We start from the raw sequence: 15,920 nt of genomic DNA, 5'->3' as shown, positions 1-15,920 counted from the left end.
AATATGCGGGCTCCCCGCAAGCTGGATTGGGTGAGTTTGCGTTTGGGTTGTGTTAAAATTTTGGAATCTTAGGTTTAGGAGTAATCATGGCTGTTCAGCAAAATAAAAAATCCCCGTCCAAGCGCGGCATGCACCGTTCGCACGACCATCTGACTGCGCCGCAACTGGCAGTCGAGCCGACCACCGGCGAAACCCACATGCGTCACCACATCAGCCCGAACGGCTACTATCGTGGCCGCAAGGTCCTGAAGACCAAGAACGACGAGTAATTCATCGTTGTTGCGGGATGTGAACGGCGTGACGCGCAATATGCCCGGCGCCGTTTTTTGTGTTTCAAGTCGCAGCCGCATCATTTTGAGTCGCGTTCCATCTGCGCCATTCCATGTGTGGCGTCAGAATCAAAGCAATGACAATTAAAATATCCATCGACTGCATGGGCGGAGACCATGGCTCGGCGGTCACCGTTGCCGCAGCCATTTCATTTGTCAATCGCGAGCCGGATGCCGAGTTGATCCTTGTGGGCCGGGAAGAGGCGATCCGCGCCGAGCTGAAAAAGCACCGGGCGGCGGCTCACCCGCGCCTGTCGATCGTGCACGCCGAAGAAGTCGTTACCATGGATGATCCGCTCGAGGTTGCCCTGCGCCGCAAGAAGGATTCTTCGATGCGGGTGGCGATCACCATGGTCAAGGATGGCCGCGCACAAGCCTGCGTTTCGGCCGGCAATACCGGTGCGCTGATGGCGATTTCCCGCTACGTCCTGAAAACCATCCCCGGTGTCGACCGCCCCGCGATCTGTACCCTGATTCCCAACCAGAAAGACAAGCCCACGTATATGCTCGACCTCGGCGCCAATGTCGATTGCGAGCCGCAGCACTTGCACCAGTTCGCCCTGATGGGTTCGGCGCTGGTGGCGAGCAGCGAAGGCCGCTCCATGCCGACTGTCGGCTTGCTGAATATCGGCGAGGAAGACATCAAGGGCAATGAAGTGGTCAAGCAGACTGCGAAGCTCTTGCGTGCCGACCATGAAAAGGGCGTGCTGAATTTCTACGGCAACGTCGAGGGCAACGACATCTTCAAGGGCACCACTGATATCGTGGTGTGCGACGGTTTCGTCGGCAATGTCGTGCTGAAGGCATCCGAAGGCCTGGGCCGTTTTTTCAAGGTGGTCCTGACCGCCGAATTCAAGAGCAATCCGCTTAACATGCTGGGCGCACTGATTGCGCGTGGTGCCCTGAAGTCGATTTCCAAACGCATGAATCCGTCGCGCTACAATGGCGCGAGCCTGCTGGGCTTGCGCGGGCTGGTATTCAAGAGCCATGGCGGTGCCGATGCCTACGCCTATGAATGGGCGATCCGGCGCGCCTACGACGCGGCGAAGAACGATGTGCTGTCGCGTATCTCCGCCAGCATCGCCGAATTGATGCCGCAAGTCGAGGCGCCGGCCGCCGGCGTGCCCAGCGCAATTTCCGCACCCATCCAATAAGAGAGCACATGAGCCTGTACAGCAAAATTATCGGCACCGGCAGCTATTTGCCGCCCCGGCGCGTGACCAACCACGACCTGGCTGCGCAACTGGCGGAAAAAGGCATTGAGACTTCAGACGAATGGATCGTTTCGCGCAGCGGCATTTCGGCGCGCCATTTCGCCGAGGCCGGCGTGCAATCCAGCGACCTCGCGATGGAAGCCGCGAAGCGCGCGCTGGATGCGGCCGGCCTGCAGCCGGACGACATCGACCTGATCATCCTGGCAACCTCGACGCCGGATTTTCTCGGCGGCTTTCCCAGTACCGCTTGCGTAGTGCAGCGCAAGCTTGGCATTACCAATGGTTGCGCCGCTTTCGACGTGCAGGCGGTATGCAGCGGCTTCGTCTACGCGGTGTCGATCGCCGATAATTTCATCAAGTCCGGCGCCAACAAGAAAGTGCTGGTGATCGGCGCCGAAGTGTTTTCGCGCATCCTGAATTTCGACGACCGCGGCACTTGCGTGCTGTTTGGCGATGGCGCCGGCGCCGTCGTGCTGAGCGCATCGACCGAGCCTGGCATCCTGGCGACCAAGTTGCACGCCGATGGCCGCCATGCCGATATCCTGTGCGTGCCGGGAAAACCCAGTGGCGGCGCGCTGGAAGGCAGCGCCTTCCTGGTCATGGATGGCCAGGCAGTGTTCAAGCTGGCCGTGTCGGTGCTGGAAAAAGTCGCTCACGAAGCGCTGGAGGCCGCCGGTATGGAATCCGCGCAAATCGACTGGCTGGTGCCGCACCAGGCCAACATCCGCATCATGCAAAGCACTGCCAGGAAATTGCACTTGCCGCTGGAAAAAATGGTAGTGACGGTGGATCAGCACGGCAATACCTCGGCGGCATCGATTCCGCTGGCGCTCGACCAGGCGGTACGCGACGGCCGCATCAAGCCCGGGCACAACGTCATGATGGAAGGCGTCGGCGGTGGCTTCACCTGGGGCGCGGTGCTGGCAAAAATGTAACAACACTTGGGGAAAGAGTTAAGCGCAGCGGTACTCTGTCCCCAACTGATTAAAACGACTCTGACCCCATATTGATTATGAGTAAATTCGCTTTTGTATTTCCTGGCCAGGGCTCGCAAGCGGTCGGCATGCTGAATGGCTTTGCCGGCAATGCGGTGGTGGCGCAGACCATTGCCGAGGCATCCGATGCCTTGCAGTTTGATCTCGGCAAGCTGATTGCCGAGGGGCCGAAGGAAGACCTGGATCTGACGACCAATACCCAGCCGGTGATGCTGACTGCGGCGGTGGCGACTTACCGCGCCTGGCTGGCAGCCGGTGGTCCGGCGCCGGCATTGGTGGCTGGACATAGCCTGGGTGAATATTCGGCGCTGGTGGCTGCCGGTGTGATCGCCTTCAAGGATGCAGTGCCGCTGGTGCGCTTCCGCGCGCAGGCGATGCAGGAAGCGGTGCCAGTCGGCCAGGGCGGCATGGCGGCGATCCTCGGCTTGTCCGACGATGAGGTGCGCGCAGCATGCACCGAAGCGGCGCAGGGGCAGGTGGTCGAGCCGGTCAATTTCAATGCGCCGGCGCAAGTAGTGATCGCCGGCCACAAGGAAGCGGTCGAGCGCGCTTGCCAGATCGCCAAGGACAAGGGCGCCAAGCGCGCCTTGCCGTTGCCGGTGTCGGCGCCTTTCCATTCGTCGCTGCTGAAACCGGCTTCGGACCGCTTGCGCGAGTACATGGCCGGCGTGAATTTTGCTTCACCTCAAATTCCGTTGATTAATAACGTTGATGTTGCCATCATTAATGACCCGGCCGCCATCAAGGATGCGCTGGTGCGGCAAGCGGCGAGTCCGGTGCGCTGGGTGGAAACGGTGCAAAAAATGGCGGCCGAGGGCGTTACCCATCTCGTTGAATGCGGGCCCGGCAAGGTGCTGGCAGGTTTGACCAAGCGTATCAATGGCGATTTGATTGGCGAAGCGATGTTTGACCAGGCGACGCTGGAAAAAGTATTGGAGCTCTCGAAGTGACTGCACAAAACCTGAATCTCGGCAATCAAGTCGCGCTGGTGACCGGCGCCTCGCGTGGCATCGGCCAGGCAATCGCGCGCGAACTGGCACGTCATGGCGCAAAAGTGATCGGCACGGCGACGTCAGAAGCGGGCGCCACGGCGATTTCGGCTTATTTGGCGGAAATTGGCCCGGAAGCCGGCAAGGGCGCTGTCCTGAACGTCACTGACGCCGCCGCCAGCAATGCCCTGATCGAGCAAATCCAGAAGGAATATGGCGCCGTCACCATCCTGGTCAATAATGCCGGCATTACGCAAGACCAGTTGGCCATGCGTATGAAGGATGAGGAGTGGGATGTTGTTATTTCCACCAACCTGACTGCGGTGGGCCGGCTGTCGCGCGCCGTGCTGCGTGGCATGATGAAAGCCAAGCATGGCCGCATCATCAATATTACCTCGGTGGTCGGATCGGCCGGCAATCCCGGCCAAATGAATTACGCGGCCGCCAAGGCGGGCGTGGCGGGCATGAGTCGTGCGCTGGCGCGCGAAATCGGTAGCCGCAACATTACCGTCAATTGCATCGCGCCGGGTTTCATCGATACCGATATGACCAAGGCGCTGAGCGAACAGCAAATTGCCTCCTTGCAGCAGCAAATTCCGCTGGGCCGTCTGGGCACGCCGGAGGACATTGCTGCGGCAGTGGGCTTCCTTGCTTCGCCGCAAGCGGGATACATCACTGGAACAACGCTACATGTCAATGGTGGCATGTACATGAGTTAATGAGTTTTTAGCACTTTTAGCCGATTTTCTTGATTGATCGAGAAAATAACTAAAAGTGATTTTTCATAGCGCAAACCTGATAAAATGCGCGCACTTTCTGTAAACACTCTCTGGAGCCATAACATGTCCGATATCGAACAACGCGTTAAGAAAATCGTCGCTGAGCAACTGGGCGTCGCCGAAGCTGACATCAAGATCGAGTCCTCGTTTGTTGACGACCTCGGCGCTGATTCGCTCGACACCGTGGAGCTGGTGATGGCACTCGAAGACGAATTCGAAATGGAAATCCCGGACGAGCAAGCCGAAAAAATCACCACCGTGCAACAAGCGATCGATTACGCCAAGGCTCACGTCAAGGCCTAATCCGTTATTCGCATCACAAGGAGAAACGCTTGAGCAGCTCGCGTCAACGCCGTCGGGTGGTCGTCACCGGCTTGGGGTGCATTTCACCGGTGGGCAATACCGTCACCGATGCATGGAATGCATTGATCGAAGGTAAGTCTGGCATCGCCACCATCACCCGGTTTGACGCCACGCCTTATTCCACCACGTTTGCGGGGGAAGTGAAGGGCTTCAAGGTCGACGAATATTTGTCGAGCAAGGAAGCCCGCACGATGGATACCTTTATCCATTACGGTATGGCGGCAGGCATTCAGGCGTTCCAGGATAGCGGCCTGGAGGTGACCGAAGCCAATGCCGAGCGCATTGGTGTCATCGTCGGCTCCGGTATTGGCGGCTTGCCGCTGATCGAGGAAACCCATGCCGAGCTGGAAAAGCGCGGTCCGCGCCGCATTTCTCCTTTCTTTGTACCGGCTTCGATCATCAACATGATCTCCGGTCACCTGTCCATCAAGTATGGTTTGCAGGGACCGAATCTGGCGATCGTGACTGCCTGCACCACCGGCCTGCATTGCATCGGTGAAGCAGGGCGCCTGATCGAGTATGGCGATGCCGATGTCATGATTGCCGGCGGCGCCGAATCCACCATTTCGCCATTGGGGCTGGGTGGCTTTGCTGCAGCACGCGCCTTGTCTTCGCGTAATGACGACCCCACTACCGCATCCCGCCCATGGGACAAGGACCGCGACGGCTTCGTTCTGGGCGAGGGCGCCGGCGTGATGGTGCTGGAAGAATACGAACACGCCAAGGCACGCGGCGCCAAGATTTATGCGGAATTGCTGGGTTTTGGCATGAGCGCCGATGCCTATCACATGACCGCACCGCGCGAAGATGGCGACGGTGCGCGACGCTGCATGGTTGCGGCCATGCGCAACGCGGGCATCAATGCCGACCAGGTGAGCTACGTCAATGCGCACGGTACCTCGACTCCGCTCGGCGATCTGGCCGAAACGGTGGCCATCAAGCGGGCCCTGGGCGATCATGCCAAAAATATCGTGGTCAATTCCACCAAGTCGATGACCGGCCACCTGCTGGGCGGCGCCGGCGGCCTGGAGTCGGTGTTTACCGTGCTGGCGCTGCATAACCAGCTGTCGCCGCCGACCATGAATATCTTTAACCAGGACCCTGCCTGCGACCTGGATTACTGTGCCAACGCGGCGCGTTCCATGCCGATCGAAATCGCCGTCAAGAATTCGTTCGGCTTCGGCGGCACCAACGGTACGCTGATTTTCAGCAAAGCCTGATTCCCCCTTTCCGCACTGCCCATTCGGGGCGTGCGGGATTTCCTTATTCGCCCCCATGTCCATCGCGGTATCCACCGTGGTCCTGCCGTCCCGACAGCTTGCTGTCCTGATGGGCGGCTTTTGCCTAGGCTTGGCCGGCGTCGCCGTTCTGCTTGTATTCGGTGCCGCAATCGATGCGCCGCCTGCCGTGCGCGCGGCGCTGGCGCTCGTTTTGGCGGTCGTGCCGGTTTGGCTAAGCCGCGCGGCAATTTGGCGCGGAAAATCACTCCGTATTGATATTTCCGATTACGGAGAAATCACGGTGGCAGAAGATGAGGCATGCACTATCGAGGGAATGCAGGCAGGGCGTGAACAGGATGCCGGCGGTGCGGTGGTCAGGCTCTTGCCGGACTCGACCATCTGGCCATATCTGCTGTTGTTGCGGCTACAGGCCGATGATCGCAGGGTCAGGAATGTGTTGATCCTGCGTGATTGCATGAGCGCGGAAAAATACCGCGCCCTGTCGGTTGCATGTCACTGGATAGCCGCGCACAATGGTCAGGCAAAACATTAAATTTTGTAACGTCGCGGGTAACGATTGAACTTCTTCAGTTGCCATTAGTCAATAACGTTAATTCGCGCATGTTGTGAAAGACAAGGAATTGGGTGTTGACGACAGAACGCGATATTGACCAACTGTTAGTCGAGCGCGTCCAGCGAGGTGACAAGAGGGCGTTCGAGCTACTGGTGGTCAAATACCAAAGAAAGCTGATGCGGCTGGTGTCGCGGCTCGTGCGTGACCAGGCGGAAGCGGAAGACGTGGTGCAGGAAGCCTTCATCAAGGCTTACCGCGCCTTGCCTCAGTTCCGCGGCGACTCGGCGTTTTATACCTGGCTCTATCGCATCGGTATCAACACGGCGAAAAACTACCTGGTGACCCAAGGCCGGCGGGCACCGACCTCGACCGATGCCGATGCTGAAGAGGCGGAAACTTTTGATGACGGGGAGCACCTAAGAGATATCAATACGCCCGAATCGATGCTGGCTACCAAGCAAATCGCGGAAACGGTGAACGTCGCCATGAATGCCTTGCCGGAAGAGTTGCGCATGGCGATCACGCTGCGTGAAATCGAGGGTTTGAGTTACGACGAAATCGCCGAAGCGATGGGATGTCCGATTGGCACGGTACGCAGCCGTATTTTTCGGGCGCGGGAAGCCATCGCGGAAAAGCTGAGGCCCTTGCTCGGCACCGCTATTGACAAGCGGTGGTAAGGAAATCATATTTACAATTTGTATGTGAGGCCGCGCATCGCGGGCTGTTTATGAATACGAAAGAAAGAACGCAGGAACAAATCTCGGCGCTGGCCGACGATGAACTCAGTGACAGTCAGCTCGAGGTCGCGCTGGCTGCGTTGCGCGACCCCGCAGCGCGCGCCGACTGGGAACTCTATCACCAGATCGGTGACGTCCTGCGTTCGGATGACATGGCCTTCTCGCTGAGCGACGGGTTTGCCGCCCGTGTGGCGGCGCGCCTGGAGGCGGAGCCGGCGATTTTGGCCCCGATTCTGGCCCCGATTGTCGCCAATGCACCGCAGGTCGCCGCCGGTGACACTTCCATCCTGGTTGGCCGCCTCAAGCGCTTCGCCATGCCGGGCATGGCGGCGGCGGCTGTGGCCACCGCCGTGTTCGTCACCGCGCCGCAAATGCTGGTGGCGAAAAAGGATGGCGCAGCCGATGCTGCGGTGGTGGTGGTCGCCACCAATCCGGCCATGACGCCCGCCGTTGCTGCGGCACCCGCCGTCATTGCCGCGCCAGCCGGTGTTGAAGCGACGATGGCCGTGCTCGAACAGCAACCGGCTGAGGTGCTGCGCGATCCCCGTATCGACGAATACCTGATGGCGCATCAGCGATTTTCTCCTTCGGTTTACAGTTCAGCGCAATATGCGCGTTCGGCGACTTTTGCAAACGACACGGGTAAATGATCTTTATGCGGCAAACCCCGGGTTTATCAAAGTTTTTCGCCTTTGTCCTTTCTTCCTTCATCGCATTTTCAGTCCAGGCGCAAGCTGCCGATAGCCCGGTGGACAAGCGCGAGGCGCAAGCCTGGCTGAAAAATATCCAGGCCGCCGCCGTCCGCCTCAGTTATTCCGGCACCTTCGTCTATCAGCAGGGCGAACAGTTCAGGACTTCCCGCATCACGCACGTGAAAATCGGCAAGAATGAATATGAAAAGCTGGAAGTCCTCGATGGCAAGCCGCGCGAGTACATCCGCACCAATGACGAAATCATTTGCTACGTGCCCGACAGCAAAACCCTGCTGGTTGAAAAGCGGGTGACGCCCGAGGTGTTCCCGGCCTTGCCGAATGCCAATCCCGCCAGGCTGGGTGACCATTACCGTTTGAGCAAGGGCGGCACGGGCAGGGTGGCCGGCTACCCGACCCAGGCGATCCTGCTGACGCCCCGCGACAACTTGCGCTATGGCTACAGGCTGTGGGCCGAGCAAAAGAGCGGCTTGCTGCTGCGCGCCCAGACGCTCAATGAGAAAGGCGAGATCGTTGAACAGATTTCCTTCACTCAAATCGAGATTGGCAAGATCGACCGCAAGCGCACTCGCAGCAGCATCAGCAATACCCAAGGCTGGCATATCGAACGTGCTGCCATGGAAACGGCTACTTTGTCCGGTTGGAGCGTCCAGGCGATGCCGCCGGGCTTTCGCAAGATTCGCGAAGTCAAACGGCTGGTGACGAATGGTGCGGGCTCGGCGCGCCCGGGTCACGCCGCACAGTCGCGCGAGATGGCGCAATTGGTGTATTCGGATGGGTTGGCGGCAATTTCCATTTTCATCGAGCCGGCTGGCGCCAGTCGTGCCGAAGGGACTATGCAGCAGGGCGCGATGAATATTGCCGGCAAGCGCCATGGCGATTTTTGGCTTACCATAGTGGGTGAAGTGCCTGCTGTTGCTGTCAAGCAGGTTGCCAATTCAATCGAATTCAAGACTAGATAACGACTCTATGAATACTGGAATTCCCGCTCGTAAATTTCTCTCAACGCTCATTCTTGGCGCAGCCAGTGTCCTCTTTGCCGGCGGGCTGGGCGTTGCGCCGGCCATGGCGGCACCTGCCGTTGCAGGCTTGCCTGACTTTACCGAAATGGTTGAAAAGGCCGGTCCGGCGGTGGTCAATATCCGTACCACGGCAAAAATGCGTTCCGGGCAGAATGGTGCGCCAGGGACGGACGACGAGGAAATGCAGGAATTTTTCCGGCGTTTTTTCGGTATTCCGATGCCGCGCCAGCCCGAGCGGGCGCCGCGCGGTAATGGCAAGCAGCAGCCCCAGCAGGAGGAAGAAGTGCCGCGCGGCGTCGGCTCCGGTTTCATTATTTCCGTCGACGGTTTCATCATGACCAATGCCCATGTGATCGATGGCGCCGACGAGGTGTACGTGACCCTGACCGACAAGCGCGAGTACAAGGCCAAGGTGATCGGCGCCGACAAGCGCACCGATGTGGCGCTGGTAAAGATCGAGGGCGGCAACCTGCCGCGCCTGCCGATTGGCGACTCGGCCCGGCTGCGCGCGGGTGAATGGGTGATTGCCATCGGCTCGCCGTTCGGCCTGGACAATACCGTGACCGCCGGCATCGTCTCGACCAAGGCGCGCGACACGGGCGATTACCTGCAGCTGATCCAGACCGACGTGGCAGTCAATCCGGGCAATTCCGGTGGCCCGCTGATCAACATGCGTGGCGAGGTGGTCGGCATCAATTCACAGATTTACAGCCGTTCCGGCGGTTACATGGGGATTTCGTTTGCCGTGCCGATCGACGAAGCAATGCGCGTGGTCGAACAGCTCAAGGCCAGCGGCAAAGTCACACGCGGGCGTATCGGCGTGCAGATCGGCGAAGTCACCAAGGATGTGGCCGAATCGCTTGGCTTGTCGAAGGCGCACGGCGCCCAGGTACAGCGGGTGGAGCCTGGTTCTCCAGCTGAGAAGGGCGGCGTGGAAACGGGCGACATCATCCTCAAATACAATGGCATCGCCATCGAGCGTTCCAGCGACTTGCCGCGCCTGGTGGGCAATACCAGGCCGGGCGCGCGCGCCGCCATTACCGTCTGGCGCAAGGGCGCCAGCCGCGAACTGCAATTGACCATCGCCGAGATGGAATCCGAAAAGGTGGCGAAAAAGGATGACGGCAAGTCGAAGCCGGAGCGCGTTGCGAATGCACTGGGCTTGTTGGTGACGAACCTGTCGGAAGCGCAAAGGCGTGAACTGAGCCTGGAGTCCGGTGTGCTGGTGGAGGCTGCCGAGGGGGCAGGCGCGCGTGCCGGCTTGCGTCCCGGCGATGTGATCCTGCGTTTGAATAATACTGATATCAAGGACGCCGGCCAGTTCAATGCGCTGGTCGCCAAGCTCGATCCGAAGAAAATGGCGGTGCTGCTGGTGCGCCGCGGCGATTCTTCGCAATTCGTGCCGCTCCGGCCAAATACGCAGTAAGCCGGTGCGCTTTTGATGCGAGGCTGCAGGCCGCCCGGCATGCAGCCTTTTTCTTTGTATTGCAGGACGCCTGTCAGGTCTGGAATGCCGGTCGAATTCATCCTTTATTCGCGCACCTACTGTCATTTATGCGATGACATGCTGGCTGCGCTGCAAGCCTTGCAGGCCGAATTTTCCTTCACGATCCGCATCGAGGATGTGGATGCCGACCCGGCGCTGGTCGCACTTTATGACGAGCTGGTGCCGGTGCTGGTGGGTCGGTGCGCGGGGGAGGAAGTCCGCCTGTGCCACTATTTCCTCGACCGCGACGGGGTCCGGGCTTTCCTGGCTGCGGCCGACCCCGTGGACTGAACCCAGTATTTCCGGATTTTCACTCTGAAATCCGGTAAAATGGCATCATATTCCGTTCCAGGAAATCTCATAAGGCGCTCGCCCAGGGAAGTTCCCCTGCTTTGAGCGCTTTTTATTTTTTATGAAAAATATCCGTAATTTCTCCATCATCGCCCACATCGATCATGGCAAGTCTACCCTGGCTGACCGCATCATCCAACTTTGCGGCGGTTTGTCCGACCGCGAGATGGAGGCGCAAGTGCTCGATTCGATGGATCTTGAGCGCGAGCGCGGCATCACCATCAAGGCGCAGACCGCAGCCCTGAGCTACAAGGCGCGTGATGGTCAGGTCTATAACCTGAACCTAATCGATACGCCGGGACACGTCGACTTCAGCTACGAAGTCAGCCGTTCGCTGTCGGCTTGCGAAGGCGCCTTGCTGGTCGTGGATGCCTCGCAGGGGGTGGAAGCGCAAACGGTGGCCAATTGCTATACCGCCATCGAGCTGGGCGTGGAAGTGGTGCCGGTCTTGAACAAGATCGATTTGCCATCCGCCGACCCGGACAGTGCCATCGCTGAAATCGAGGAAGTCATCGGCATCGAAGCCGGCGACGCGGTGCATTGCTCCGCCAAGACGGGCCTGGGCGTGCAGGATGTGCTGGAGTCGCTGATTGCCAAGGTGCCGCCGCCGAAGGGCGATCCTGCGGCCCCGTTGCAGGCGCTGATCGTCGATTCCTGGTTTGACAATTACGTTGGCGTGGTCATGCTGGTGCGTATCATCAATGGTACCTTGCGTCCCAAGGACAAAATCCTGCTGATGGCATCCGATTCCCAGCACCTGGTGGAAAGCGTGGGGGTCTTCACGCCCAAGTCGGTTGTGCGCGAGTCGCTCAGCGCCGGGCAAGTGGGTTTCATCATTGCCGGCATCAAGGAATTGAAGGCGGCCAAGGTGGGCGATACGGTCACCCTGGCTGCAAGGCCGGCAGCCGAGCCGCTGCCGGGCTTCAAGGAAGTCCAGCCGCAGGTGTTTGCCGGCCTGTTTCCGGTCGAGGCCAACCAGTATGATGCCTTGCGCGATTCGCTGGAAAAGCTGAAGTTGAACGACGCCGCGCTGCAGTACGAGCCGGAAGTCTCGCAGGCGCTCGGTTTCGGCTTCCGCTGCGGCTTCCTGGGCTTGCTGCACATGGAAATCGTGCAGGAGCGGCTGGAGCGCGAGTTCGACATGGACTTGATCACCACCGCGCCCACCGTGATTTATGAAGTGGTGCTGCGCGATGGCACCATCCTGATGGTGGACAATCCGTCAAAAATGCCGGAACCGTCCAAGATCGAGGAGATCCGCGAGCCGATCGTTACCGTCAACCTGTACATGCCGCAGGAGTATGTCGGCTCGGTGATTACCCTGTGCACGCAAAAGCGCGGCGTCCAGCTGGACATGAGCTACCACGGCAAGCAGGTCAAGCTGACCTATGAAATCCCGATGGCCGAGATCGTGCTCGATTTCTTCGACAAGCTGAAATCGACCTCGCGCGGCTATGCCTCGATGGATTACGAGTTCAAGGAATACCGGCCGGCCGACGTGGTCAAGGTCGACATGCTGATCAATAGCGAGAAGGTGGATGCGCTGGCGATCATCGTGCACCGTTCCAACAGCCAGTATCGCGGCCGCGCAGTCGCCGCCAAGATGCGCGAGCTGATCCCGCGCCAGATGTTCGACGTGGCGATCCAGGCCGCTATCGGCGCCAACATCATTTCCCGCGAAAACGTCAAGGCCTTGCGCAAGAATGTGTTGGCAAAATGTTATGGCGGCGATATCAGCCGCAAGCGCAAGTTGCTTGAGAAACAAAAAGCAGGTAAAAAGCGCATGAAGCAGGTGGGTTCGGTCGAGATCCCGCAGGAAGCGTTCCTGGCAATCTTACAAGTGGATGAAAAATGAGTTTGCAGGCAATTTTGGGCAATTTCGCCCTGATCTTGTTCGTTCTGACAGTGGTGACCGGCGTTATCTGGTTCCTGGACGTGTTTTTCCTGGCAAAGCAACGCCGCGCGCACGCGAATGTGGCGCTGGCGGAATACGATGCGCGCAACGCCAGGCTGGCGGCCGACGGCATCAAGCCGGATGCCAGCGGGCGCGCCGCGCTGGAAGCGGGCATTTTGCGCCAGCCGACCTGGATCGAATATTCCGGCAGCTTTTTCCCGGTGATCGCCCTGGTGTTCGTGCTGCGCTCCTTCCTGTATGAGCCGTTCAAGATTCCATCCAGCTCGATGGTGCCAACCTTGCTGGTGGGCGACCTGATTTTGGTGAACAAGTACACTTATGGCATAAGATTGCCGGTGATCAATAAAAAGATTCTCGATGTCAATGACCCGAAACGCGGCGATGTGATGGTCTTTAAATATCCGGAAGATCTGTCGCTGGATTACATCAAGCGTGTGGTGGGTGTGCCGGGTGATAAAATAGCGTATAAAAACAAACGGTTAACTGTCAATGGTAAAGCGCTTCCTTACGCGCAGCTGGCGGATTACCTGGATGAAGGCCGTTTGAGTTATTCGCAGCAATTGACGGAAAACCTGAATGGTGTCGCGCACCGGATTCTGAACGACGAGGGCGCGCCAGCCTTCGCTTCGAATGAACGTAATTTTCCGGGACATGAATTGTGCAGCTTTAATGCCGGCGATTTTGCCTGTACCGTGCCGCCGGGCAGCTACTTCATGATGGGCGATAATCGCGACAATAGCCTCGATAGTCGTTACTGGGGCTTCGTGCCGGACCAGAATATCGTCGGCAAGGCGTTTTTCGTGTGGATGAATTTTGGAAATCTGAAGCGGATTGGTAGTTTCCAGTAATCCAGTAATCAACCAAGGGGGAATAGCATGCAAACAAAATTATTCAAGCGCAGGCAGCAAGGCGTTTCGCTGGTCGGATTGATTTTCGTGTTGGCGATCCTGGCGGTGCTGGCCGTGCTGGGCATGAAGGTCGTGCCGACCGTGAGCGAGTACATGGCGGTCAACAAGGCGATCGGCAAGGCCAGGACCGAAGGCTCGACCCCCGCAGAAATCCGCAGCAGTTTCGACAAGCAGGCCGATGTGGCTTACATTACCTCGATCGCTGGCAAGGATCTGGAAATTTACAATGCCGGCAATAGCCTGGAAGTCAGCTTCGCCTATGATAAGAAAATCGGCTTGTTCGGTCCGGCCAGCCTGTTGATCGAATACCAGGGCAGTACCGCCAAGCAAGGTGCGAAACCAAACAAGGATGGCGGCGCTTAAACAGATCAAGCAGAATGACAGCGCAGGAAGACAATGAATTAATATGGATTTGACGTTATTGCAAACCAGGCTGGGCCACACATTCAAGGATGCCGCCTTGCTGCAGCAAGCCTTGACGCATCGCAGCCACAGCAGCTTGCATAACGAGCGTCTGGAATTTCTTGGCGACTCTATTCTCAATTGCGTAGTCGCATCGCTTCTGTTCGAGCGCTACAGCAAGATCGATGAAGGCGACCTGTCGCGGCTGCGTGCCAACCTGGTCAAGCAGCAATCATTATATGAAATCGCCCAGCGTCTGGAATTGTCGCAATTCCTGCGGCTGGGCGAGGGCGAGCTGAAATCCGGCGGCTTCCGCCGTCCCTCGATCCTGGCCGATACCCTGGAAGCGCTGTTCGGCGCGATTTTCCTCGATGCCGGTTTCGAGGCGGCGCGCCTGGTCATCCGTTCCCTGTATATCCCGATTCTCGATACGGTCGATCCCAAGACCCTGGGCAAGGATGCCAAGACGCTGTTGCAGGAATTTTTGCAGGGCAAGAAAATCGCGCTGCCGCAATACAATGTGGTGGCCACCCATGGCGCTGCGCACAACCAGGAATTTGAAATCGAGTGCCTGGTGCCGAAACTGGAGATCCAGGTCTTTGGCAACGGCGGCAGCCGCCGCGCCGGCGAACAGGCCGCCGCCAAGCTGGCGCTGGAAGCGGTGCAGGCAGCCCTGGCGAAAACCCCGGCCGCCGCGCGCAAGGCCAAGCCGCGTACCTCGCAACTGAAACTGGCGGGAATCGCCACCATCCAGCCGGATGCGCCGGCGGAAGATCCAGTGCCGGCGCCTGCAGCCATCGCCACCGCCAAAGTGCCGGAAGCCAGGACGGAAGTCCGCTCGGCGGCCAAGGCCGCGCCGAAAGAGCCGAAGGAAGCGAAAGAGCCGAAGGAAACGAAAGCCGCCGCGCCGAAACCTGCCGATAAAGAAGCGGTCCAACCCGATGCGAAGCCCGTATCGGCCTCCGCCACGCCAGCTCCGGATGCCGTGCCCGCAGCCGGCACCACCCAAGCGAAAAAAGAATGACATCTCCTGCCGCATCCGCCGACTTCCGTTGCGGATACATCGCCATCGTCGGCCGCCCGAACGTTGGCAAATCGACCCTCATGAACAAGCTGATCGGCGCCAAGGTCAGTATCACGTCGCGCAAGGCGCAAACCACGCGGCACCGCATCACCGGCATCCAGACCATCGAGAATGCGCAATTCGTGTATGTCGATACGCCCGGTTTCCAGACCCGGCATGCCAATGCCCTGAACAAGACGCTCAACAAGACCGTCACCAATACCCTGACTGCAGCGGACGTGGTGCTGTTCGTTGTGGAAGCGGGGACTTTCGGTCCGGCCGACCAGCAAGTGCTGGCGCTGATCCCGAAGAATGTGCCCTGCATCCTGGTGATCAACAAGGCCGACCACGTCAAGGACAAGGCCGTGCTGATGCCCTTTGCCCAGCAGGTGGCGGCGCAGCGTGATTTCGTTGCGGTGGTGCCGGTGTCGGCCAAGCTGGGTTTTCAGCTGGAGGGCTTGCAGGAAGAAGTCCGCAAGATCCTGCCGGAAAACCAGCCCATCTTTGGCGAAGACGATATCACCGACCGCAGCGAGAAATTCCTCGCGGCGGAAATCGTGCGCGAAAAGGTGTTCCGCCTGGTGGGCGATGAATTGCCATACACCAGCACGGTGCTGATTGAAAAATTCGAGCAGGAAGGCAAGCTGCGACGCATCTTTGTCGCCATCCTGGTCGAGCGCGACACCCACAAGGCCATGCTGATCGGCCAAAAGGGCGCCAGGCTCAAGGAAATCTCGACGCAGTCGCGCCTCGACATGGAAAAGCTGTTCGGCGGCCCGGTCTATCTCGAAGTCTGGGTCAAGGTCAAATCCGGCTGGGCCGACAACGAAGCCGGCTTGCGCGCCTACGGTTACGAATAAGCC

Annotated in this window: 18 protein-coding genes; all 18 read left to right on the top strand. The window is 59.0% G+C overall.

Annotation, left to right across the window (positions count from 1 at the left end; genetic code table 11):
- The first annotated feature begins 86 nt into the window (after nt 1–86).
- The 18 genes from rpmF (at nt 87) to era (ending at nt 15,917) form a co-directional block, all read left to right on the top strand.
- Nucleotides 87–269: a 50S ribosomal protein L32 gene (gene rpmF, locus D3878_RS07235; protein WP_119784849.1), complete on the top strand. Its 183-nt coding sequence runs from the start codon at nt 87–89 to the stop codon at nt 267–269.
- 137 nt (nt 270–406) lie between these two features.
- Nucleotides 407–1,483 (top strand): phosphate acyltransferase PlsX, encoded by a 1,077-nt coding sequence (gene plsX / locus D3878_RS07230; protein ID WP_119784848.1) that lies wholly within the window; start codon nt 407–409, stop codon nt 1,481–1,483.
- 8 nt (nt 1,484–1,491) lie between these two features.
- Complete coding sequence (locus tag D3878_RS07225; protein ID WP_119784847.1) at nt 1,492–2,478, top strand: beta-ketoacyl-ACP synthase III; 987 nt, start codon at nt 1,492–1,494, stop codon at nt 2,476–2,478.
- 77 nt (nt 2,479–2,555) lie between these two features.
- Complete coding sequence (fabD, locus tag D3878_RS07220; RefSeq protein WP_119784846.1) at nt 2,556–3,488, top strand: ACP S-malonyltransferase; 933 nt, start codon at nt 2,556–2,558, stop codon at nt 3,486–3,488.
- Nucleotides 3,485–4,246 (top strand): 3-oxoacyl-ACP reductase FabG, encoded by a 762-nt coding sequence (gene fabG / locus D3878_RS07215; RefSeq protein ID WP_199688106.1) that lies wholly within the window; start codon nt 3,485–3,487, stop codon nt 4,244–4,246. The genes fabD and fabG overlap by 4 nt, the downstream gene beginning before the upstream one ends.
- A gap of 123 nt (nt 4,247–4,369) precedes the next feature.
- On the top strand, nt 4,370–4,609 hold the full coding sequence (acpP, locus tag D3878_RS07210) for an acyl carrier protein (RefSeq protein ID WP_009664389.1): 240 nt from the start codon (nt 4,370–4,372) through the stop codon (nt 4,607–4,609).
- A gap of 29 nt (nt 4,610–4,638) precedes the next feature.
- Entirely contained in the window at nt 4,639–5,889 is a 1,251-nt protein-coding gene (gene fabF / locus D3878_RS07205; RefSeq protein WP_119784845.1) for a beta-ketoacyl-ACP synthase II, read from the top strand.
- Between the two features lie 55 nt (nt 5,890–5,944).
- Complete coding sequence (locus tag D3878_RS07200; RefSeq protein WP_119784844.1) at nt 5,945–6,442, top strand: protein YgfX; 498 nt, start codon at nt 5,945–5,947, stop codon at nt 6,440–6,442.
- Nucleotides 6,443–6,537: 95 nt separating this feature from the next.
- Entirely contained in the window at nt 6,538–7,140 is a 603-nt protein-coding gene (gene rpoE, locus D3878_RS07195; protein WP_119784843.1) for an RNA polymerase sigma factor RpoE, read from the top strand.
- 50 nt (nt 7,141–7,190) lie between these two features.
- A complete protein-coding gene (locus D3878_RS07190) occupies nt 7,191–7,850 on the top strand; it encodes a sigma-E factor negative regulatory protein (RefSeq protein WP_119784842.1) in 660 nt (219 codons plus the stop codon).
- Nucleotides 7,847–8,872 carry a MucB/RseB C-terminal domain-containing protein gene (locus D3878_RS07185; protein ID WP_338016802.1) on the top strand — a complete coding sequence of 342 codons (1,026 nt, stop codon included), beginning with the start codon at nt 7,847–7,849 and terminating at the stop codon, nt 8,870–8,872. The genes D3878_RS07190 and D3878_RS07185 overlap by 4 nt, the downstream gene beginning before the upstream one ends.
- A 7-nt stretch (nt 8,873–8,879) precedes the next feature.
- Nucleotides 8,880–10,358 (top strand): DegQ family serine endoprotease, encoded by a 1,479-nt coding sequence (locus D3878_RS07180; RefSeq protein WP_119784841.1) that lies wholly within the window; start codon nt 8,880–8,882, stop codon nt 10,356–10,358.
- Between the two features lie 84 nt (nt 10,359–10,442).
- Nucleotides 10,443–10,709, top strand: a complete 267-nt coding sequence (locus D3878_RS07175; protein WP_119784840.1) for a glutaredoxin family protein — start codon at nt 10,443–10,445, stop codon at nt 10,707–10,709.
- A gap of 121 nt (nt 10,710–10,830) precedes the next feature.
- Entirely contained in the window at nt 10,831–12,624 is a 1,794-nt protein-coding gene (gene lepA / locus D3878_RS07170) for a translation elongation factor 4 (RefSeq protein ID WP_119784839.1), read from the top strand.
- Nucleotides 12,621–13,532, top strand: coding sequence for a signal peptidase I (gene lepB, locus D3878_RS07165; RefSeq protein ID WP_119784838.1), 912 nt, complete (start codon nt 12,621–12,623; stop codon nt 13,530–13,532). Before lepA ends, lepB begins: the two co-directional genes overlap by 4 nt.
- Before the next feature lie 27 nt (nt 13,533–13,559).
- Complete coding sequence (locus D3878_RS07160) at nt 13,560–13,955, top strand: DUF4845 domain-containing protein (protein WP_119784837.1); 396 nt, start codon at nt 13,560–13,562, stop codon at nt 13,953–13,955.
- Nucleotides 13,956–13,998: 43 nt separating this feature from the next.
- The gene (rnc, locus tag D3878_RS07155; RefSeq protein ID WP_119784836.1) at nt 13,999–15,018 is read left to right on the top strand and encodes a ribonuclease III; all 1,020 of its coding nucleotides are present in this window, start codon (nt 13,999–14,001) and stop codon (nt 15,016–15,018) included.
- Nucleotides 15,015–15,917 (top strand): GTPase Era, encoded by a 903-nt coding sequence (era, locus tag D3878_RS07150; protein WP_119784835.1) that lies wholly within the window; start codon nt 15,015–15,017, stop codon nt 15,915–15,917. Before rnc ends, era begins: the two co-directional genes overlap by 4 nt.
- Nucleotides 15,918–15,920: the final 3 nt, after the last annotated feature.

Origin of the sequence: Noviherbaspirillum sedimenti (assembly GCF_003590835.1) — a bacterium.
In the GTDB taxonomy this organism is placed as follows: Bacteria; Pseudomonadota; Gammaproteobacteria; order Burkholderiales; family Burkholderiaceae_D; genus Paucimonas; species Paucimonas sedimenti.
Note: the sequence above shows the minus strand (reverse complement) of the source record. Positions and strands in the feature narration are given on the sequence as shown.

Coding starts and splice junctions, on each gene's coding strand:
- D3878_RS07175 (WP_119784840.1), top strand. CDS start 10,443: ATGCCGGTCGAATTCATCCTTTATTCGCGCACCTACTGTCATTTATGC.
- D3878_RS07225 (WP_119784847.1), top strand. CDS start 1,492: ATGAGCCTGTACAGCAAAATTATCGGCACCGGCAGCTATTTGCCGCCC.
- rpmF (WP_119784849.1), top strand. CDS start 87: ATGGCTGTTCAGCAAAATAAAAAATCCCCGTCCAAGCGCGGCATGCAC.
- D3878_RS07185 (WP_338016802.1), top strand. CDS start 7,847: ATGATCTTTATGCGGCAAACCCCGGGTTTATCAAAGTTTTTCGCCTTT.
- rnc (WP_119784836.1), top strand. CDS start 13,999: ATGGATTTGACGTTATTGCAAACCAGGCTGGGCCACACATTCAAGGAT.
- acpP (WP_009664389.1), top strand. CDS start 4,370: ATGTCCGATATCGAACAACGCGTTAAGAAAATCGTCGCTGAGCAACTG.
- era (WP_119784835.1), top strand. CDS start 15,015: ATGACATCTCCTGCCGCATCCGCCGACTTCCGTTGCGGATACATCGCC.
- plsX (WP_119784848.1), top strand. CDS start 407: ATGACAATTAAAATATCCATCGACTGCATGGGCGGAGACCATGGCTCG.
- lepA (WP_119784839.1), top strand. CDS start 10,831: ATGAAAAATATCCGTAATTTCTCCATCATCGCCCACATCGATCATGGC.
- D3878_RS07180 (WP_119784841.1), top strand. CDS start 8,880: ATGAATACTGGAATTCCCGCTCGTAAATTTCTCTCAACGCTCATTCTT.
- D3878_RS07160 (WP_119784837.1), top strand. CDS start 13,560: ATGCAAACAAAATTATTCAAGCGCAGGCAGCAAGGCGTTTCGCTGGTC.
- D3878_RS07190 (WP_119784842.1), top strand. CDS start 7,191: ATGAATACGAAAGAAAGAACGCAGGAACAAATCTCGGCGCTGGCCGAC.
- D3878_RS07200 (WP_119784844.1), top strand. CDS start 5,945: ATGTCCATCGCGGTATCCACCGTGGTCCTGCCGTCCCGACAGCTTGCT.
- lepB (WP_119784838.1), top strand. CDS start 12,621: ATGAGTTTGCAGGCAATTTTGGGCAATTTCGCCCTGATCTTGTTCGTT.
- fabD (WP_119784846.1), top strand. CDS start 2,556: ATGAGTAAATTCGCTTTTGTATTTCCTGGCCAGGGCTCGCAAGCGGTC.